Annotated in this window: 18 protein-coding genes; 11 read left to right on the top strand and 7 right to left on the bottom strand. The window is 43.3% G+C overall.

The features are described 5' to 3' along the window. Positions 1–8: 8 nt before the first annotated feature. Positions 9–1,247 carry an FtsX-like permease family protein gene (locus RB622_RS10200; protein ID WP_308046446.1) on the top strand — a complete coding sequence of 413 codons (1,239 nt, stop codon included), beginning with the start codon at positions 9–11 and terminating at the stop codon, positions 1,245–1,247. A gap of 60 nt (positions 1,248–1,307) precedes the next feature. Next, the gene (locus tag RB622_RS10195) at positions 1,308–1,757 is read left to right on the top strand and encodes a DUF3299 domain-containing protein (RefSeq protein WP_308046445.1); all 450 of its coding nucleotides are present in this window, start codon (positions 1,308–1,310) and stop codon (positions 1,755–1,757) included. Positions 1,758–1,763: 6 nt separating this feature from the next. On the opposite strand, the gene RB622_RS10190 is transcribed toward RB622_RS10195, so the two are convergent. Both RB622_RS10190 and RB622_RS10185 read right to left on the bottom strand, forming a co-directional pair. After that, a complete protein-coding gene (locus tag RB622_RS10190; RefSeq protein WP_308046444.1) occupies positions 1,764–2,849 on the bottom strand; it encodes a complex I subunit 1 family protein in 1,086 nt (361 codons plus the stop codon). A 108-nt stretch (positions 2,850–2,957) separates the two neighbouring features. Beyond that, positions 2,958–3,998, bottom strand: a complete 1,041-nt coding sequence (locus tag RB622_RS10185; RefSeq protein WP_308046443.1) for a gliding motility protein — start codon at positions 3,996–3,998, stop codon at positions 2,958–2,960. Here RB622_RS10185 and RB622_RS10180 point away from each other — a divergent pair. After that, entirely contained in the window at positions 3,997–4,863 is an 867-nt protein-coding gene (locus tag RB622_RS10180; protein WP_308046442.1) for an NAD-dependent dehydratase, read from the top strand. The genes RB622_RS10185 and RB622_RS10180 overlap by 2 nt on opposite strands. 81 nt (positions 4,864–4,944) lie before the next feature. On the opposite strand, the gene RB622_RS10175 is transcribed toward RB622_RS10180, so the two are convergent. The 3 genes from RB622_RS10175 to RB622_RS10165 form a co-directional block, all read right to left on the bottom strand. Next, positions 4,945–6,102, bottom strand: coding sequence for a TlpA disulfide reductase family protein (locus RB622_RS10175; RefSeq protein ID WP_308046441.1), 1,158 nt, complete (start codon positions 6,100–6,102; stop codon positions 4,945–4,947). 36 nt (positions 6,103–6,138) lie between these two features. Next, the gene (gene gatB, locus RB622_RS10170; protein ID WP_308046440.1) at positions 6,139–7,632 is read right to left on the bottom strand and encodes an Asp-tRNA(Asn)/Glu-tRNA(Gln) amidotransferase subunit GatB; all 1,494 of its coding nucleotides are present in this window, start codon (positions 7,630–7,632) and stop codon (positions 6,139–6,141) included. A gap of 93 nt (positions 7,633–7,725) precedes the next feature. Continuing rightward, positions 7,726–8,250, bottom strand: a complete 525-nt coding sequence (locus tag RB622_RS10165) for a hypothetical protein (RefSeq protein ID WP_308046439.1) — start codon at positions 8,248–8,250, stop codon at positions 7,726–7,728. 289 nt (positions 8,251–8,539) lie between these two features. On the opposite strand from RB622_RS10165, the gene rpmG reads away from it, so the two are divergent. The 4 genes from rpmG (at position 8,540) to rimO (ending at position 11,988) form a co-directional block, all read left to right on the top strand. Next, positions 8,540–8,722, top strand: a complete 183-nt coding sequence (gene rpmG / locus RB622_RS10160; RefSeq protein WP_308046438.1) for a 50S ribosomal protein L33 — start codon at positions 8,540–8,542, stop codon at positions 8,720–8,722. A 93-nt stretch (positions 8,723–8,815) separates the two neighbouring features. Continuing rightward, positions 8,816–8,968, top strand: a complete 153-nt coding sequence (locus tag RB622_RS10155) for a DUF4295 domain-containing protein (RefSeq protein WP_254561607.1) — start codon at positions 8,816–8,818, stop codon at positions 8,966–8,968. 163 nt (positions 8,969–9,131) lie between these two features. Next, the gene (gene ftsY / locus RB622_RS10150; protein WP_308046437.1) at positions 9,132–10,091 is read left to right on the top strand and encodes a signal recognition particle-docking protein FtsY; all 960 of its coding nucleotides are present in this window, start codon (positions 9,132–9,134) and stop codon (positions 10,089–10,091) included. Positions 10,092–10,677: 586 nt separating this feature from the next. Beyond that, complete coding sequence (rimO, locus tag RB622_RS10145; protein WP_308046436.1) at positions 10,678–11,988, top strand: 30S ribosomal protein S12 methylthiotransferase RimO; 1,311 nt, start codon at positions 10,678–10,680, stop codon at positions 11,986–11,988. Between the two features lie 8 nt (positions 11,989–11,996). On the opposite strand, the gene RB622_RS10140 is transcribed toward rimO, so the two are convergent. Continuing rightward, the gene (locus RB622_RS10140; protein WP_308046435.1) at positions 11,997–12,992 is read right to left on the bottom strand and encodes a PDDEXK nuclease domain-containing protein; all 996 of its coding nucleotides are present in this window, start codon (positions 12,990–12,992) and stop codon (positions 11,997–11,999) included. Positions 12,993–13,194: 202 nt separating this feature from the next. On the opposite strand from RB622_RS10140, the gene RB622_RS10135 reads away from it, so the two are divergent. After that, positions 13,195–13,671, top strand: a complete 477-nt coding sequence (locus tag RB622_RS10135; RefSeq protein ID WP_308046434.1) for a DUF4293 domain-containing protein — start codon at positions 13,195–13,197, stop codon at positions 13,669–13,671. Between the two features lie 95 nt (positions 13,672–13,766). Here RB622_RS10135 and RB622_RS10130 read toward each other — a convergent pair whose 3' ends face one another. After that, a complete protein-coding gene (locus RB622_RS10130) occupies positions 13,767–14,741 on the bottom strand; it encodes a KpsF/GutQ family sugar-phosphate isomerase (protein WP_308046433.1) in 975 nt (324 codons plus the stop codon). Positions 14,742–14,834: 93 nt separating this feature from the next. Here RB622_RS10130 and recQ point away from each other — a divergent pair, with 93 nt between their 5' ends. The 3 genes from recQ to RB622_RS10115 all read left to right on the top strand — a co-directional run bounded on the left by recQ (position 14,835) and on the right by RB622_RS10115 (position 19,619). Further along, complete coding sequence (gene recQ, locus RB622_RS10125; protein ID WP_308046432.1) at positions 14,835–17,048, top strand: DNA helicase RecQ; 2,214 nt, start codon at positions 14,835–14,837, stop codon at positions 17,046–17,048. Between the two features lie 66 nt (positions 17,049–17,114). Beyond that, entirely contained in the window at positions 17,115–18,404 is a 1,290-nt protein-coding gene (gene purD / locus RB622_RS10120) for a phosphoribosylamine--glycine ligase (RefSeq protein ID WP_308046431.1), read from the top strand. Positions 18,405–18,419: 15 nt separating this feature from the next. Next, positions 18,420–19,619, top strand: a complete 1,200-nt coding sequence (locus RB622_RS10115) for a regulatory iron-sulfur-containing complex subunit RicT (RefSeq protein WP_308046430.1) — start codon at positions 18,420–18,422, stop codon at positions 19,617–19,619. Positions 19,620–19,660: the final 41 nt, after the last annotated feature.

Genomic DNA, 19,660 nt, shown 5'->3' with positions numbered 1-19,660 from the left:
AAATCCTAATGAACCTTCTCAAAATCAGTTTAGCAAACCTTAAAGAGAAAAAATTAAATAGCTTCCTGAGTGCCATGCTGCTTACACTGGGCATCGGGATGATCTCTTTGCTCTTGCTTTTGAACAAACAACTGGACGAACAATTCCGCAGAAATATCAAAGGAATTGACATGGTTGTAGGTGCAAAGGGAAGTCCCCTGCAGCTCATTCTGTCCAGTATTTATCAGATCGATGCCCCAACGGGAAACGTTCCTTTATCTGAGGTAAATGCATTAAAACGCAATCCGTTTATCAAAAACGTTATCCCCTTGTCGATGGGTGACAATTATCATGGATTTCGGATCGTAGGCACCACGACGAAATACGTCGATCATTTTCAGGCGAAAATAGGACAGGGGAGCTTATTCGAGAAACCCATGGACGTGGTGCTCGGAAGCAAGGCCGCCAAAAATTCAGCGTTAAAAATCGGCGATACCTTTGCCAGTTCACATGGGCTGGATACCGACGGCGATGCACACCATGACAAAAAATATAAGGTTGTAGGGATTTTTGAACCCACAGGCGCTGTTGTCGATCAGCTGATACTAACAAATCTCGAAAGTGTCTGGGAAATTCATGCGCATGCCGAAGCGCCGGCAACCGGGGTCAAGGAAAATGATCCTGCCCACGAAGAAGATATGGCTGAGCCGCATCACGAAGATGAAAAACAGGTTACCAGCGCGCTGATACAGTTTAGAAACCCTATGGGACTCCTCACCATTCCCCGCCAGGTTAATGAAAATACATCTATGCAGGCTGCTTTGCCAAGTATCGAGATCAATAGACTATTTTCACTTCTGGGCGTCGGGATCGACACGTTACGGGCATTGGCGCTCGTGATTATTATCATTGCAGGTGTCAGTGTTTTTATTTCGCTCTACAATTCACTCAAAGAACGGAAGTACGAAATGGCGCTGATGCTCTCCATGGGTGCAACCCGAACAAAATTATTTCTGATGCTTTTAATGGAAGGTTTATTTCTGGCTGTTACGGGATATCTGGCGGGAATTATTTTAAGCCGGGTCGGCCTCTGGCTTTTCGGCAGGGCAGCGGAGCAGGATTTCCATTATTCGATCCGGGAGTTTACCGTACTGCCCGAAGAAATATATCTCCTGGCCGGTGCGTTGATGCTTGGATTGCTCGCCGCTGCCTTACCATCTTTGGGCATTTACCGCTTGAATATCTCGCGGACATTGGCAGAGGAATGATATTAATTGTAATTTTGTTATCCAACCTGAATCCTTTTTTGCACTAATCATAAAAACATTATGAAATCAGTACGTTTCATAGCGGCTTCCTTGCTTCTGACAACTTTGTTTGCTTTTAGTCCTTCAACCGTGCCTGTGAAACTGACATGGGAAACGTTGCGTGATGTTACTTTCAAGAAGAAATGGTACGCGGAAGAATCGATCTATATGCTGCATCCAACCTTCGGGCCGAGTATCCAGAAGCTAAAAAACCAGCCCGTAACCATTACCGGGTACATTCTGCCGGTCGATCTCGAGGCGAACTTGTACGTACTGTCGGCGTTCCCGTTCAGCGCATGTTTTTTCTGTGGAGGTGCTGGGCCTGAAACCGTTATGACCTTGAATTTCAAAAAGAATAACCGCAAGTTTAAAACGGATGAACGCCTGACTTTTCAGGGAACTTTGCAGCTCAATGCGGATGATATTTACAAAATGAATTATATCCTGGATGGTGCTGAAATTGTGGACTAACCAGAATTAAATGCCCAATAACCGCCAGATACCGGAGATAAAAAACAGAACCAATCCAACCGGTGTCAGCACTTTCCAGCCCAGATACATCAGCTGATCCACACGCAGACGTGGGAGCGTCCAACGCGCCCACATCTGGACTAAAATGCCGAGAACAGCTTTTCCGATCAACCAAAACGCACCGGAAAGGTATCCCAGGAAAGTTCCCGGTGCACCGCTGGTCCAGTCCGCCAGACGTAACGGGCCAATATTGGGAAAAGGTGTGTTCCAGCTGCCCAGAAAAAGAATCGCCCCAAGCAATGAAACCAGCAGCATCATCCCGTATTCCGATAGCATAAACAACGCCCATCTCATCCCTGAATATTCGGTGTGAAACCCGGCCACGAGCTCAGATTCCCCCTCCGGCAAATCAAATGGGGCGCGGTTGCATTCAGCAAGGGAGGCGATAAAAAAGACAACGTAGGCAATTATTAAAAATGGGTTCCGGATAATATTCCAGGATAAAAACCCACCTACGGCCGTCACGTCAATACCGAATCGTTTCATCCCAAACAGATAAACGGTATCGGCTGAATAAATCCCCTGCTGAAAACTTATCACCTGTAAATCAAGCGTTTGCGTCAACATCACGACACACAGTATCGACAATCCCAACGGAACTTCATAGGAAATAATTTGTGCAACGGCACGCATGGCACCATACAGCGCAAACTTATTGTTAGAACCCCACCCAGCCATCAATAGCCCAATGACGTCCACCGAAACGATCGTCAGCAAAAAGAAAACACCCACGGCAGCACCCGAACCACCCAGATCCGGCGCGAGGGGAACCACAGCAAAACCAGTAAAGACAGAGACAAAAATAACGATTGGCGCCATCAAAAACAGCCTTCTGTCGGCCGCCTTGGGCACAATATCTTCCTTTTGAAGGAGTTTAAACAAATCAGCAAATAACTGTAACAGACCCCATTTCCCTACTTCCATAGGCCCTAAACGGTCCTGAATAAAAGCAGAAACCTTACGTTCAAGATACACCCCGATCACGACAAAGCCGGGCACTAACAGGAGGAAGATGATTAGGGTTACAGGCATTAATTCAGTTGAAAATTGAAAACGACCGCCGCGCGGTTATGGTTCTGAGCACTGCAGATGACTTTCAGCAGGATTTTGGCTCACTACTGACAAAAGTAAGCAAAAAACTTACTCCTCATCATCCTTTTCGCCTTTATAACCGGAAGCTTGCAGCAGATTTCCAGCGTTATCATTTTTCATCAGCTGTGGCAGCGAAACCTCCGGGTTTTCTGCCATGTAACGGCTCACAATACGCCAGCCCAGCCAACGGCCAATTCCGCCCGGCACTTCATTGCCAATTTCAGTAGTAAAAGGACGCTCTCCGATAAATTTTTGCTTCTTCAGATCCATGTTTTCATATAGAAGTTTATTGGAAACGAAAAACGACCAGATATCCTGCTGGCTGTTATAAGTCCGTATCAAACTTTCCTCCGAATACCCCAGAATAAGGCTGTCAGGCGTATCCGGCATCACCTGTTTCACAAATTCATACCCTTTTCCATACCCAATCATATCCGCCAGCAATGTTCTGTCCGAAGCGTTGACGTGGTTATATTTATTTGACATGAAAAAGATGATGGACGGAACGATGTATTCCTTTTGATAACGTCTCAGCTGGTAACCATAAACATCCGGCCGAAAACGTGCTTTCGGCCCGCCAAAATAATCCAAGCCGATAACAATCAGTGAATCACTGATATACAAATCATTTCCGGAAAATCCTGTCACCATAAATTTTACTTCCGGTGCCTTAAAATCCGGATAGTATCTGGCGATCTGCTGAAAAGATTTTTTTAACGGATTGATAATGGAGGCGTTCCTATCCCCAATAATCAAGTCGAGCTGCATCTTGAACGCACGAAAATCCTTATTTTGCAGGATCTGGAAAAGATGCGCTGCCAGTTGCGGCTTTTCTACCGGCGCATCCGTAAAATACCAATCGGACAGATAGGAATGTTTATTCAAAAAACTTTGTACTTCCTGAGCGGATTTGCAGGCAAAAAGGGAGTCATCCAGATTTTCAGAAGAAACATGAACCTGAATTAAATCCGTATCAGAAGACGCTGCTTCTTTTTTCGAATCCGTTTTACAGGCGGATAAACCAAGTGCAAAAAAGCCAATAACAATTAACGTGCGTATATAAAACATCCGGCGGAAACGAATAATCATGATGGATAAAGATACAAAAATAGAAAAAAAAAGGATAAGCATTCTGGGTTGCGGCTGGCTCGGATTTCCCTTAGCTCAACGTTTGATCGGGGATGATATTTCATCGCAGGTGAAGGGGAGCACGACCTCAGCTGATAAAATAGAACAATTCAAGGCGGCAGGAATTGATGGATTTCTGTTCCATCTCAATCCGGAATTGTCGGGAGAGCCTACTCAGATAACCTCTTTTTTTGATACAGATGTTCTCGTCATTGCTATCCCGCCAAGACTTTCTAAAAACGAAGCCGATTTTCATCCCAGACAAATTCAATCTGTCGTTGACATTATAGAAACGTCACCGGTTAAGGAGATTATCTACGTCAGCTCCACCAGCATTTACCCGGATTTAAACAGAATTGTAACGGAGAATGATGTAAAAACCCCGGAGCAATCCGCTTCACCGGCGATGGTGGAGGCTGAAAATCTGTTGATCGCGCTGCGCGGTAAAAAAACTGTTTCAATTCTGCGGCATGGCGGATTATTGGGTTACAACCGCATTCCCGGAAAATATGTCAAAGGGCAAAAAGATTTAACCACGGGATCAATCCCTGTCAACTATATCCATCGGGACGATGCTGCCGGTATCATTGTCAAAATGATTAAAGAGGGGATTGTGAACGAAACATTCAACATTGTCGCCCCGCAACACCCGACCAGGCGTGAAATTTATGAAAAGTCATGCGTGCAATTTGGCTGGGAAGTCCCAACATTTGTTACACCTGAAATAACTCCCGCTTTTAAAACCATTTCAGCATCAAAGCTATCGTCATTTTATACCTATGACTTCAGGTTCCCGGATCCGCTGGAATTTCATTACGAAGCATAACAGCAAGGAAGCATAACAGCAAGAATGCCCGTGGGATTTCTCTCACGGGCATTCTTGTTATTTCTATTAGCATTTCTCTTCTTATTGCATTCCTAAAAGTTCGGTCAGTTTTGCTTCCAGGGCCGGACCACGCAGATTTTTAGCAATCACTTTTCCATCTTTGTCCAACAGATAGGTCGCCGGAATGGCACTTACACCATACGTTTGTGCTACGACCGAGTTCCAGAATTTAAGATCCGAACCATGCAGCCAGGTCAGGTTATCCTTTTTAATGGCGGCTTTCCAGGCATTCGCTTCTTTATCCAATGAAACACCATAAATAGAGAATCCTTTGTCTTTAAACTTGTCGTACATCCGCACGACATTTGGGTTTTCCTGACGACAAGGACCACACCAAGACGCCCAAAAATCAATAAGCACGAATTTCCCTCTTAAAGAAGAAAGCGTTACCGGTTTTCCTTCCGGATCATTCAACGTAAAATCAGGTGCTACATCACCGATTGAAATACCTTTGATGCGTTTAATCTGACCGATAAATGCTTCGGCAAGCTTTGGCTTAGGTTTTACATTTTCAAATTTCTGCACAACACCTTCCAGCAATGCAAGATCAACCTCTGGATTTAAAAAGTTATTGGCCGTAAAAATAGCCACCAGCGAAGTTCCCATTTCCGGAATCATTGCCTTTATTTTATCCAAATGTTCCGCTTCTGCTTTTTTATAGGCAACCTGTATTTCCTGAATCTTTTTGGTGTCTTTTTTAGCCTCTGCATTCGCATAAGCCTCGTTCCACACAGCGACTTTGGCACCCATGGTCTGATTCAGTTCCAGCAGTTTCGCGTAATATTCCATATTTTTGGAACCACTGATTTCCGCTTTTCCAGGATTGCCCTTACTGTCTTTATCAAAACCGTCCGCAACAAGGTTAAATGTTTCACCACCTTCAGAAAGCAAGACAATTTTCTGACGATCGGCTACATTCAGCATGTAAAAACTTCCGCCGTCCTTTTCTGTCGACTTAATAGAAAACGTCCCGTCCGCCGCCAGTTTGGCAGAATCCAGCTTCAGAGAAGTACCCGTCATCAGCGACTGGGAAAGAATCACTTTTTCTCCCGCAGAACCATTTTTTATTTTACCATTGATCGTAAAAGGTTTAGGAGAAATTTGTTCCTGCGCCATGGCAGACAAACCCGTTACAGCCAATCCTAAAATAAAAAAGCCAGTTTTAATGCATTTTTTCATAGTTGCTTCGCAAATATCTCCTAATTAAAAATTGGTTTAAAGTTTTTCCGCCAGCAGTTGGTTTACCATTTTAGGATCGGCAGCTCCATTGGATTTTTTCATAATTTCACCTACAAAAAGTCCAAGCAACCCTTTTTTCCCTTTACGGTAAGCAGCCACTTTATCCGGCATTGAGGCAATAACCTGATCTACCAACGTTTCCAGTTCATTTGTATTGCTATTCTGAATCCAGTTATTTGTGGTAGCGATCTCTTTAGGAGACCGTGTCGGCTCGTTTAATAAAATCGGGAATATTTTTTGTGTCGCAACCGAGTTGCTGATCACATTCGTTTCGGTAAGCTCGATCAATTCCGCCAATGTCTGCGCTGAAACCGGGAATGCTTCAATATTGCCGTCGTGGTCATTAACATACGACTTTACAGAACCCATCAGCCAGTTTGAGGCCGCTTTATAGGCCGAAGTTTTCGCACAGACATCTTCAAAATACTGCGCTATTTCCCGCGTATCCGTCAAAACCAGCGCATCATACACGGGAATACCGTATACTTTGGTAAACTTTTCACGCAGGGCCTGCGGCAGGGCAGGCATCGCCGCGGTGATCTGGCTTAACCACGCTTCCGAGATCACAACCGGGCTCAGATCCGGGTCCGGAAAATACCGGTAATCATTCATCGTTTCCTTTACACGCATCCCATAAGTCTGTCCACTTTCAACGTCGAACATTCTCGTTTCCTGCTGAATGGTTTCACCGGATTCCAGCATGGAAATTTGTCGGCGCGTTTCAAAAGTTATGGCCCGCATCATGTTTCTGATCGAGTTCATATTTTTGATTTCAACCTTGGTACCCAGTTTCGTTTCACCTTTTTTCCGAAGTGAAACGTTCACATCACAACGCAGCGAACCTTCTTCCATATTTCCATCGCTGATGTGCAGATAACGCACCAAACGACGGACTTCTGTTACAAATGCACCTGTTTCTTCGGCCGATCTCAGGTCTGGTTCCGATACCATTTCCACCAGTGGCGTACCTGCGCGGTTATAGTCCAGCTGGGTGTCCGTGTCACTTCCGTCATGAACCGATTTCCCCGCATCTTCTTCCAAATGGATGTGATGAAAGCGAATGAATTTTTCATACATTTTACCATCATGGCCCTTCACAGAGATCGTAACACCGCCATTTTCACAAATCGGCTTTTTATCCTGAGAAATCTGATATCCCTTTGGAAGATCCGGATAAAAATAATTTTTCCGGTCAAAAATGGTGCGTCTGCTGATGGAGCAGCCACAGGCCAGTCCCATGCGTACAGCATATTCCACCGCTTTTTTATTCAGTTTGGGCAACGTACCCGGCAAAGCCAGCGTCAGCGGCCCTATATTGGTATTTGGTTCAGCACCAAAACGATTGAGATCCTGAGCAAATAATTTCGACTCGGTTAATAATTGGCAATGCACTTCAAGGCCAATTACAGTTTCATAAGAGGCAATAAGTTCTTCGGTCACGTCCGATGGATTGATGATGCTTTCAGTCATATTGGTTACAAATTCTTCAGCAAAGATACAAAAACGGGTCGTCCAGCATATGAACGACCCGTTTTTTATATAATAAACTCCTTGATTTAAAACTTACAGCGAGTTGATCCAGGTGGCGATCACAACAATATCTGCCTTGGGAACATGCGCCATTGGTGCCATAGGAGGGTAACCAGGCCAGTGCTCTGGCTTCGGAGCGTGAACCAGTTCCACGATCTGATCTACCGAATATTTCTTTTTTGAAACCTCAGCATAAGCAGGTCCGATTACTTTGTCATAAGGATTATGACAAGCAAGACAGGCATGCTTATTAAGCAAAGCGGATACTTCGGCCGGTACTGCCTTACGTGCAGGTTTTGCAGCAGGTGCAGCAGCGGTAGAATCTGTTGCCGGTGCAGGTGCTGCTGTGTCGGTAGCAGGCTTAGCTTCCGTAGAAGATTGTACAGGAGTATTTCTTTTTTCAGCCTGAAGTACCGTAAGCGCAGTTTCCTCACGCGCCTTACTTCCGGAACCATAGAAGTTGTCATACTTAGCTTTATCCTCTTTGGAGGAACAGCCGATCCAAATTGATGCAGCTATGGCAATTATTGCCAGAGAAGTACATTTTTTAAGTGCCATTTTTTTAAACAAATTTAAAGTAATTCCGCCCGATTATCGATTTTCACCTCTAATCACTACACGAAGAAAGCAAGTTTGTGTTAGATTTTCCTACTGCCTGATATAAATCATAAAATTAGCAAAATTTAATATTGAATTTAAGTAACTGAATTATAGACTTTTATGCAATTTAACCAAACCACAAATTCTTCAAATTTATTATTTATCTAAATTTTATTTGAAATATGTTTTTTAAATAATATGAAATCTTCTTACTTTTGCAGTCCTATTTGTAAAACGATGTAAAGTAATGGCTAAGAAAGGTAATAGAGTACAGGTTATATTGGAATGCACCGAGCAAAAAGAATCAGGTGTACCAGGAATGTCACGTTACGTAACGACAAAAAATCGGAAGAATACGCCTAGCCGTATGGAATTGAGAAAATTCAATTCTTTCCTGAGACGTTATACTCTTCACAAAGAGATTAAGTAATTACTTTCCATGTTGATTAACCGCAAGGTTAATGATATGTCGTAATTACAATAGCATTTAATATTTACAATAACATATTAACTATATACAGACATGGCAAAGAAAGTAGTTGCTACCCTGAAAAAAGAAGGCGGTAAATCATTTGCCAAAGTGATTAAAGCCGTTAAGTCTCCAAAAACAGGAGCCTGGACCTTCAAAGAAGAAATGGTACCCGTAGAAGGTGTACAAAATGCTTTGAAAAACTAAGGTATAAACCCCTGATGTTTCCGAAGCTTTTAATATAGATTGCCCGAAAAGTCCCACGAGGGACTTTTTTGTTTTATTTTTGGGTTGTAAAACTATGCATGCGGTTGAAATATAACGCCTCGCGCATACTAACAATTCTCGATTTTAACCTATACATCTGACTATGAGTTTATTTGGGTTTTTTTCAAAAGAAAAAAAGGAGACTTTGGACAAAGGTCTTGAAAAAACCAAAGATAGTTTCTTCGGCAAATTATCCCGTGCTCTCGTTGGGAAAACCACGATTGACGAGGACGTGCTGGACGAACTGGAAGATATTCTTGTAAGCTCTGATGTAGGCGTTGAGACAACCGTAAAAATTATCAAGCGTATTGAAGCGCGTGTCGCGCGTGACAAATATGCAAATGCCAGTGAGCTTGACGTAATTCTGCGTGAAGAAATTGCTGCACTTTTAACCGAAAACAAATCGGTTGACGTAACAGACAGTTTTGAAACGGAACATTTGCCGAAGCCCTATGTCATCATGGTCGTGGGCGTTAATGGCGTTGGCAAAACAACGACGATCGGAAAACTGGCGCATCAGTTTCATACCAGAGGCCACAAAGTGGTTTTAGGGGCAGCAGATACTTTCAGAGCAGCAGCGGTTGAACAATTGAAACTTTGGGGCAAACGCGTGGATGTGCCTGTCATTGACCACGGTATGAACACAGATCCGTCTGCTGTTGCTTATGATGCGCTCAAACGCGGCATGGAAGTAAAGGCCGATGTGATCATTATCGATACCGCTGGCCGGCTTCACACGAAAGTGAATCTGATGAACGAGCTTTCGAAGATTAAGCGTGTGATGCAAAAAATTATCCCGGATGCTCCGCACGAGGTGCTTCTGGTGCTGGATGGCAGTACCGGACAAAACGCTGTTATCCAGGCCCGTGAATTTACAAAAGTTGCTGAAATCACTGCGCTTGCTATTACCAAACTCGATGGCACGGCCAAAGGCGGTGTGGTCATTGGTATTTCTGATGAGTTTAAAATTCCTATCAAATATATTGGGGTGGGAGAGAAAATGGAGGATTTGCAGGTTTTCGACCGCAGTGAATTCGTTGATTCTCTTTTCAAGAAAATCTGATTTTAACCATTCGTCCCGTTTAAAGCCGCTTCCTACATTTGCGGCTTTTTTCATAGGCAGCAAAGCCTTATTCTGAACTATCGTTCATTAAATGACGCTGTTGTTATGAACAAGACGGATTCATTGCTGCTTATATCTCGATTTAATTTACTGGCATCAGACCAAAAATATCAGAATCACCTATCAACCTGAGGAAAAAAATCGTTGAAATCGATTTCCCGGACAAAACTTATACCCTGCGAGATGGTGATATCAAGCATATTGAAATGATCACGAACGGGGCAAAAATGCAGTTTGGCTACTACATTTGTTCTCTTACCAATGAAGAGTCCTTTATTTTGACAGACCGCATGCCAGGAGCCCGGGCTATTCAGGAATACTTCAAAAAAATTCCGTTTAAGATGAGGCAAAAACGATTTCCTCTAATAAAATAGCATTATCAGTTAAATTTTCACGAACTTTGCACCCCGTTTGACCGTTCATTATCAACTACTTCACAGAATTTATTTCTGATTCCCGGTTGATTTCTGAAACACTATCCAATAAAAACTAACGGCTAAAAGCCGACGGCTGCTAGCTACATCCTATGAAAACCAAAGGAATACGTACCAATAAAGTCAATATCGTTACACTGGGCTGCTCAAAAAACCTGGTTGACTCAGAAGTTTTATATACCCAGTTAAAGGGTAACGGATTCGATGTAGCACACGAATCAAAAAAGGATAATTCCCAGATTGTTGTCATCAACACCTGCGGCTTTATCGACAATGCCAAAGAAGAATCCATCAACACAATCCTGCGTTACGCGGATGCAAAAGCAGCCGGTATTGTGGATAAAGTGTACGTGACGGGCTGTTTGTCGCACCGTTACAAAGACGAGCTTTCCGTAGAAATCCCAACCGTGGATGCATGGTTTGGCACCAATGAGCTTCCCCGTTTGCTCAAAACATTGAAGGCCGATTACAAACATGAGCTGGTTGGCGAGCGTTTGTTGACCACGCCTGCCCACTATGCTTATTTGAAAATTGCGGAAGGTTGCGACAGACCTTGCAGTTTTTGTGCTATTCCGATTATGCGGGGCGGACACGTTTCCCGTCCCATTGATGAATTGGTAAAAGAAGCAAAATCGCTCGCCAAGCGCGGCACGAAAGAACTTATTCTGATCGCTCAGGATCTGACTTATTACGGTCTGGATATTTATAAAAAAAGAAATTTATCCGATTTGATGGCTCAACTTTCCGATGTGGAAGGTATTGAGTGGATCAGGTTACAATATGCGTATCCGGCTGGTTTCCCGATGGACGTTCTGGATGTAATGCGTGAACGCAGCAATATCTGCAAGTATCTGGATATGCCTTTGCAATCAGGCTCATCGGAGATTTTGAAATCCATGCGCAGAGGTATCACACGTGAAAAAACCGAAGACCTCATCAACACCATTCGTGACAAAGTTCCTGGAATCGCTTTGCGTACGACACTGATTGTTGGCCATCCAGGAGAAACAGAGGCACTTTTTGACGAAACCTATGAGTTTGTTGAAAAAATGCGTTTCGACCGTTTGGGAGCTTTCCAATACTCTCATGAGGACAATACGCATTCCTTCTCGATGCCTGATGATATTCCGGCCGAGATCAAACAGGAACGTGCCGATGTGATCATGGAACTTCAGCAGGGCATTTCACATGAATTGAACCAGCAGAAAATCGGGAATACGTACAAAGTCCTTTTTGATCGCAAAGAAGGCGGACATTTCATTGGCCGTACTGAATTTGATTCACCGGAAGTGGATAACGAAGTGCTGATTCCGGCAAGTCAGTATGTTCGTCTGGGTGATTTTGCCAATGTCAAAATCAACGCCGCAGAAGAGTTTGATTTGTATGGAGATGTGGTGGAGTAACAAACGAATCACTCTTGTTCAAAAGATCCGGAATCAAATAATTGCTGTAAATGAGCTTGCAGGATTTTCTTGTCAGGTAATTTGGTCTGATAATCCGCCACCAAAGTAGGGGATAAAGTACGACCCAAAGCATATTCGACAACCGTTTCATCTTTGCTTTTACACAACAAAATACCAATACTGGGATTCTCACAGGACTTTTTCATATCTCTGTCAAGTGCTTCCAGATAAAAATTGAGCTGGCCAAGATGTTCGGGTGAAAATTCGACCACTTTTAGCTCAATGGCTATCAAACAGCTTAGTGAGCGATTGTAAAATAAAAGATCTATAAAGAAATCATGGTTCCCTACTTGTAACCGATACTCTTCTCCTAAAAAGGCGAAGTCTTTACCAAATTCAAGTAAAAATGTACGGATGTTTGTAGCAATCAGACTTTTCAAGTCCTTTTCAAGGTGAACTTCCGGTAAATCCAGAAATTCTAACACATAACTATCTCGAAAGATACTTCCGATATCTTGTGGCAAAACTCTCATCGTTGATGAGAGTTTTGCGTTTCCGAGCATCGTCCTCTCAAACAGAGCGCTGTTCATCTGTCGTTCCAGTTCACGGGAAGAGTATCTCTCTTTTACACAAAGTCTTATATAAAACTCCTTTTCTTCAATGGTTTTGGTTTTGGAAAAAATCATTAAATGATTTGTCCATGTAATTTCTCTCAGCACTGCTGAGAGTTTTGGATAATTGTGATAGGTTTCATAAAATTGTTTCATCCGCCATAAATTTTTATCCGAAAAACCCGGTCCGCTGAACTCGGTCATCTGAAGGTAATTTGCGAACTGAACGACAACCGATTTCCCCCAACCTTGTTTCTCGATCTGTTGGCTCAAATATTCCCCTATTTGCCAATACAAATTGACAAGTTCGGCATTTACTGATCGGGCAAGTTTGATTTTAGTTTCCTTGATTAATTGCCCAAGGTATTCAAAATGCACGCTATCAATTTCCATGAAGTGTGTGACTATTAAATTGTTCTAGGTAAAAAACGCACAACATAAAGACGTTTTTTTTACAATTCTGTCACTTTAAAAAAGGGCAGGGACTAAAAACTCTGCCAGGAATCAATAATCCAAACCATTTCACTTTTTTGGCTTAGAAATTAAAGTATCCTATTTTTGTACCTTCAAACAAAAGATTAAATTTTAATCCCCCATGTTGCAACGCATTCAATCCATTTTCTTAGCCATTACAGTAATCGGAATGGGCATTTTCGTATCATTTCCGGTTTGGGACAAAATATCTGTTGGTGGAGAGCAGAAAGCCTCACTTACTGCATTAAAATTAACACACCAGATTAACGCCGTACAATCGGAAGTTGACTCGGTGCTTTACCTTTTAATTCTGGCAATTTTGATCGCTGCAGTCGCTGCATTTGCAATTATCAAATACCGTAACCGTGTTTTACAATCCGCGCTGTGCGCTGTTAACTCGATTCTGATGAGTACCACACTGGGGTTGGTTATTTACCTTACATTTTACAAAACGGCCAAGTTGTTTGACCCCCAAACACCTGGTAATTATACCATTGGGTTTTACGGGCTTGTCGCTGCGATGTTGGCCAATGTGGTTGCAAACCGCTTTATCCGCAAGGACGAACGTACGGTACAACAATCAAACAGATTGCGATAGAGAAGAAATCCTGAGTTTTAGCGGGTATCAAGCACCCGCCGGAGAAAAATTTAAGGTTTGGAAGCGAAATTCATTTTCAGTTTCCAAACCTTTTTTTATACCAAACCTTCCCGCAATAAGTCGTGCAGGTGAACGAAGCCTTTTACAATTTTTCCTTCCACAACAACGACGTGCGTTATGCTTTTCGACTGCATGATTTCAAGCGCCGTCACGGCAAAATCTTCCGGATCAACGCAAATCGGCGAAGGCGTCATGATGTCACAAGCCCGCAGATGCAGCAATGCTTCACCGGAATGCTGATTAAGCATACGGCGTAAATCGCCGTCGGTGATAATACCTGCCATTTGCCCATCCGCATCGTTTACGGCTGTCACACCCAGCCTTTTGGAGGTAATTTCCATAATAATCTGCTTCAAAGAGGCATTCACATCGACAATCGGCAGCGTGTTGTTCGGATAAATATCACACACTTTCAAATAAAGTCTTTTTCCCAATGCGCCTCCCGGGTGGTAACGGGCGAAATCCTGCCGCGTAAAACCGCGTGCCTCCAACAAACAGATCGCCAGGGCGTCACCCAGGGCCATGGCTACGGTTGTGCTCGTTGTTGGCGCTAAATTATGTTTATCAGCTTCGTTTGGCGCATAAGCATTTAAAATAAATTGCGAATGCTGTGCCAGATAAGAATCCCGGTTGCTCACCATCGCGATGATGGGAACACCGGTACGTTTTAACAACGGGACCAGTACTTTTATTTCGGGTGTATCGCCGCTTTTTGAAAGCACCAAAACAACATCATTATTCTGAATCATGCCCAAATCGCCATGAATTGCATCCGCCGCATGCATAAACAACGCCGGGGTTCCCGTAGAATTCAGCGTTGCCACAATCTTCTGCCCCACGATTGCGCTCTTACCAATCCCTGAAACCACAACTCTGCCGCCTGAATTTAAAATTGCATATACGCACTTTTCAAATTCGTCATCAATCCTTTCAACAAGATTCTGTAAAGCAATAGCTTCCTGCAGTATCACATCTTTTGCGATGGACTGAATATTTTTTATTAATTTCAAATCTGAATTACAGTTTTATTGAGAACTAATTCCAATTATTAAGATCAAAGGCAAAGATAGAGAACTTTGGGATATCCATTTTGTTGACAAAGTATGGTAAAGCAGGTTGATAATGTCGTTTTAGACACATTAAAAGAAAGACTCAAAGAAATATTTGGTTACAGTCAGTTTCGGGGAGAGCAAGAGGTAATAATTCAAAATATCCTTTTAGGCAAAAATACCTTCGTAATTATGCCAACAGGAGCAGGAAAATCACTTTGCTACCAGTTACCGGCACTTGTGACCGACGGGATGACGATCGTGATATCGCCACTTATCGCCCTTATGAAAAATCAGGTCGATCAATTGACCGCATTTGGGATCAACGCGCAATTCCTTAATTCTACGCTTACCAAATCGGAGATGACCCGTGTAAAAAACGACGCGCTCGATGGTAGCCTTAAGTTACTTTATATAGCACCGGAATCGCTGACAAAAGACGAAAATCTGGAATTTCTGAAAAGAGTTAAAATTTCTTTTGTCGCGATCGATGAAGCGCACTGTATTTCGGAATGGGGTCACGATTTTCGCCCTGAATACCGCCGTATCTATGGCATTATAGAAAATATCGGAAATCTCCCGATCATTGCCCTTACGGCAACTGCTACGCCCAAAGTTCAGCAGGATATTCGTAAAAATCTGCAAATGGAGGAGGCCGAAACATTCAAGTCTTCCTTCAACCGCAAGAATCTTTACTACGAGATCCGTGCCAAAAAAGATACCAAGAAACAGCTTATCCGCTATGTCCGCAACAACAAGGGTAAGTCAGGTATCGTCTATTGCCTGAGCCGTAAAACCGTTGAGGAAATTGCTGAGCTGCTTTCTGTCAACGATGTAAAAGCACTTCCTTACCACGCCGGACTGGACAGCAATACCCGTATGGCCAACCAGGACGCATTTTTGAATGAAGAAGTGGACGTTATCGTTGCGACCATTGCCTTCGGGATGGGCATTGATAAGCCAGACGTACGTTTTGTAATTCACTACGATGTGCCAAAGTCACTGGAAGGATACTACCAGGAAACCGGCCGCGCGGGACGTGACGGACTGGAAGGTAACTGTCTGATGTTTTACAGCTATGATGATATTCAGAAGCTGGAAAAATTCAATAAGGACAAAACAGTTACCGAAAGGGATAATGCACGTCATTTACTGAACGAAATGGTGGCTTATTCCACGCTGGGTGTGTGCCGGAGAAGACAGCTGCTGAGCTATTTCGGAGAATATCTGGAGAAAGACTGTGGTTTCTGTGACAACTGTCTCAAACCAACCGAAAAGAGAAAAGTGCAGGAGGAAGTAGTCCTGGTACTTCGCGCTGTGCAGCTTACCGAGCAACGTTTTGACGGAGACCACATTACGGACCTGATCACGGCCACAGACAACCAGTATGTACGCAGTTACGAGCATGACAAACTGGACGTTTTCGGCAAAGGCCTGGAAATGAACGAATCCCGTGATTACTGGCTTTCGACAATCCGCCAATTGGTCATTTTAAATTATCTGGAAAAGGATATCGAAAACTACGGTATCATCAAGATCGGAGAAAAAGGCCTTAAATTTATCAACGATCCGTATCCTGTCACCCTATTCAAAGACCATAACTTCGATGAAGAAGAGGTAAAAGCAGAAGATGACGGCCAGGATTCCGGAAATGGCAACGGTAGTGCACACGCTTATGACGAAGCCCTTCTGGGGATGTTAAAGGCACTCCGGAAAAAAGTGGCTAAAGAAAAGGATTTACCGCCTTACGTAATTTTCCAGGATCCTTCACTGGAAGAAATGGCGACAACATATCCTACCACACAACAGGAAATGGCCCAGATCAACGGTGTTGGCATGGGTAAAGTGCAAAAATTCGGACGCCAGTTTATTGATCTCATCACCAGGTATGTGGATGAAAACGAGATCGAAACGGCGAAAGATGTTGTGATTAAGTCAACGGTTAATAAATCGAAGATTAAAATTTTTATCATTTCGCAGGTTGATAGAAAAGTAAGTCTTGATGAAATTGCCGACGTAAAAGATATGGCCCTGGGCGATATCATTGAAGAAGTCGAGCACATCTGTTACTCGGGAACCAAGTTAAATCTTGACTATTATATCAACCAGGTCATCGACCGGGAGAGACAGCAGGATATTTATGACTATTTCATGAGTGCTGAAACAGATAACATCGCAGCAGCATTAGACGAATTTTCCAATGATGATGTAAGTGAAGAGGAATTAAGACTAATGCGTATCAAGTTTTTATCGGAATTGGCAAACTAGTAATGGCTCAGGCAAGGATTTTGCCTGTTCGCTATATGGTTTACCAAAATTATTATTATCCAAGTTATGAATATACTTATATTGGGCTCAGGAGGCCGCGAACATGCTTTTGCCTGGAAAATTGCCCAAAGCCCTCTTTGTGACAGTTTGTTTGTAGCACCGGGAAACGCCGGTACAGCTGAGGTGGCAACAAACATTCCAATTTCTTATAATGATTTTGATGCGGTGGCCCAAGCCGTCCTTGAACATAACATTGAGCTTGTTATTGTTGGACCGGAAGAACCTTTGGTAAACGGGGTAGTTGATTATTTCGAAAGTCGCCCCGACCTGAGTAAAGTAAAGCTGATCGGCCCTAACAAAGCCGGTGCCCAGCTTGAAGGCAGCAAAGATTTCTCGAAGCAGTTTATGCAGAAATATGGCATTCCAACGGCGGCTTCAAGAACATTTACAGCAGAAACGCTGGAAACAGGCCTTGAATACCTTGAAACCCATTCTTTACCGATTGTTTTAAAAGCAGACGGGCTTGCAGCAGGTAAAGGGGTGATCATTGCCGAAAAACATAAGGAAGCGCAGGAGGCATTCACAGAAATGCTTGTTGACGGGAAATTTGGATCGGCAGGAAATAAAGTTGTTATTGAACAATTCTTAAAAGGAATAGAATTGTCGGTGTTTGTGCTTTGTGATGGAGAGAACTACAAAATCTTGCCTGAAGCGAAGGATTACAAGAGAATTGGTGAAAATGATACCGGGCTGAATACCGGTGGAATGGGCGCCGTTTCTCCCGTTGCATTCGCTGATGTCAATTTTTTAAGAAAAGTTGAAGAAAAAGTTGTGAAGCCAACACTTCACGGGTTAAAAAGCGAAGGAATTAAATATGTTGGATTCATATTCATCGGTTTGATGAATATCAAAGGCGAACCTTATGTCATTGAATACAATGTGCGTATGGGTGATCCGGAAACAGAAGTGGTTTTGCCACGTATCCAGTCCGACTTCCTGATACTGCTGGCCGCAACCGCCAAAGGTACCTTACAGGATATCGAGATGACTATTTCTCCGCAGGTCGCCGTCACTACTGTTTTGGTAGCGGGCGGATATCCGGGAGATTATGAAAAAGGGAAGGTAATTTCCGGAAAAGAAAAGGTTGAAGATGTGTTGCTGTTTCATGCAGGAACAACATTTAGTGCGAATACCGAAGTCGTTACGAATGGAGGCCGGGTGATGGTGTTAACAGGCGTTGCCAACTCACTCGAAAATGCCGTACATAAATCGCAGCGTGCTGCACAGGCAATTCAGTTTGAGGGAAAATATTTCAGACACGACATCGGTATGGATTTAATTCGTTATAACGCTTGATGAAGACGATTAACTATGGGATGTGGATCATGTGCATCCGGCGGATGCGGTACTAAAGAAGGATCGGCCGTCTCAGGATGTGGAAGCAATGGAACCTGTGGTACAGGTGGATGTAATAAAATGAACGTTTACGACTGGCTCAGCCACATGGATGTGCCTGCTAACCAGAAGTTTGACGTTGTAGAAGTAAAATTTAAAGGCGGACGCAAGGAATATTTCCGCAATATAAATCAACTGGATTTTGTCACCGGCGACTATGTCGTTTGTGAAATGGCATCAGGCCAGCATATTGGGACGGTGTCCCTGCAGGGCGAGCTTGTTCGCCTCCAGATGAAGCGTAAAGGCGTTGCAATCAGCGATGACATTCATGTCGTTTACCGGATTGCCAATGAAAAGGATTTGGATAAACATACGCAGGCAATGGCACGTGAAATGCCAACACTTTATCGTACACGGGAAATTATCCGTGAGATGAAACTGAATATGAAATTATCTGACGTTGAATTTCAGTCGGATAATACCAAAACGACCTTTTACTATTCGTCGGAAGAACGCGTTGATTTCCGGGAATTGATCAAATCCCTGGCGTCTGAATTTAAAGTACGGATTGAAATGAGGCAGATAAGCCTTCGTCAGGAAGCCAGCCGCTTGGGTGGGTTAGGCTCCTGTGGGCGTGAGTTATGCTGTTCAACCTGGCTTACCGACTTTAAAAATATTTCTACCTCAGCGGCACGTTATCAGAACCTTTCTCTGAATCCTGCAAAGCTTTCGGGCCAGTGCGGACGATTGAAATGCTGTCTGAACTACGAGCTTGAAACTTATATTGACGCGCTCCGGGACATTCCAACGATCGATGCGCCGCTTAAAACTAAAAAAGGAGTTGCCACGCTTCAGAAGACGGATATCTTCCGGAAGATCATGTGGTTCGGTTTCGAAAAAGATACAAACTGGTATCCGGTCGCAATCGATAAGGTTCTTGAAATTATCGAACTGAACAAGAAGGATGTTATCCCTGAATCGCTTGAAATCCTGACTCCCGAGCCTGAAAAGAAAGTGGAGAAAGGTGTTCAGTCGTTAAATAGTGATTTAGCCAATCTGGACAAAAAATATAGCGAAGAACAGAAAAAGAAGAAAAAGAAGAAAAGCAGGAACAATAAAAACCGTGGCCCCAAACCACAGCAATCCACAACACCTTCTTCTTCTACACCGCAATAAAAGAAAGAAAATAAGCTGCAAAAATGATATTTTGCAGCTTA

The organism is Dyadobacter sp. LHD-138, assembly GCF_030929615.1.
Taxonomy (GTDB): domain Bacteria; phylum Bacteroidota; class Bacteroidia; order Cytophagales; family Spirosomataceae; genus Dyadobacter.
This window is presented reverse-complemented; position numbering and strand designations above follow the sequence as displayed.

What these genes read in the sequence shown, in the direction of transcription:
- gatB (WP_308046440.1), bottom strand. Translation starts at nt 7,632, where the DNA reads ATGACTGAAAGCATCATCAATCCATCGGACGTGACCGAAGAACTTATT.
- purD (WP_308046431.1), top strand. Translation starts at nt 17,115, where the DNA reads ATGAATATACTTATATTGGGCTCAGGAGGCCGCGAACATGCTTTTGCC.
- RB622_RS10180 (WP_308046442.1), top strand. Translation starts at nt 3,997, where the DNA reads ATGATGGATAAAGATACAAAAATAGAAAAAAAAAGGATAAGCATTCTG.
- RB622_RS10175 (WP_308046441.1), bottom strand. Translation starts at nt 6,102, where the DNA reads ATGAAAAAATGCATTAAAACTGGCTTTTTTATTTTAGGATTGGCTGTA.
- ftsY (WP_308046437.1), top strand. Translation starts at nt 9,132, where the DNA reads ATGAGTTTATTTGGGTTTTTTTCAAAAGAAAAAAAGGAGACTTTGGAC.
- RB622_RS10155 (WP_254561607.1), top strand. Translation starts at nt 8,816, where the DNA reads ATGGCAAAGAAAGTAGTTGCTACCCTGAAAAAAGAAGGCGGTAAATCA.
- recQ (WP_308046432.1), top strand. Translation starts at nt 14,835, where the DNA reads ATGGTAAAGCAGGTTGATAATGTCGTTTTAGACACATTAAAAGAAAGA.
- RB622_RS10200 (WP_308046446.1), top strand. Translation starts at nt 9, where the DNA reads ATGAACCTTCTCAAAATCAGTTTAGCAAACCTTAAAGAGAAAAAATTA.
- RB622_RS10140 (WP_308046435.1), bottom strand. Translation starts at nt 12,992, where the DNA reads ATGGAAATTGATAGCGTGCATTTTGAATACCTTGGGCAATTAATCAAG.
- RB622_RS10190 (WP_308046444.1), bottom strand. Translation starts at nt 2,849, where the DNA reads ATGCCTGTAACCCTAATCATCTTCCTCCTGTTAGTGCCCGGCTTTGTC.
- RB622_RS10115 (WP_308046430.1), top strand. Translation starts at nt 18,420, where the DNA reads ATGGGATGTGGATCATGTGCATCCGGCGGATGCGGTACTAAAGAAGGA.
- rpmG (WP_308046438.1), top strand. Translation starts at nt 8,540, where the DNA reads ATGGCTAAGAAAGGTAATAGAGTACAGGTTATATTGGAATGCACCGAG.
- RB622_RS10135 (WP_308046434.1), top strand. Translation starts at nt 13,195, where the DNA reads ATGTTGCAACGCATTCAATCCATTTTCTTAGCCATTACAGTAATCGGA.
- RB622_RS10185 (WP_308046443.1), bottom strand. Translation starts at nt 3,998, where the DNA reads ATGATTATTCGTTTCCGCCGGATGTTTTATATACGCACGTTAATTGTT.
- RB622_RS10195 (WP_308046445.1), top strand. Translation starts at nt 1,308, where the DNA reads ATGAAATCAGTACGTTTCATAGCGGCTTCCTTGCTTCTGACAACTTTG.
- RB622_RS10165 (WP_308046439.1), bottom strand. Translation starts at nt 8,250, where the DNA reads ATGGCACTTAAAAAATGTACTTCTCTGGCAATAATTGCCATAGCTGCA.
- rimO (WP_308046436.1), top strand. Translation starts at nt 10,678, where the DNA reads ATGAAAACCAAAGGAATACGTACCAATAAAGTCAATATCGTTACACTG.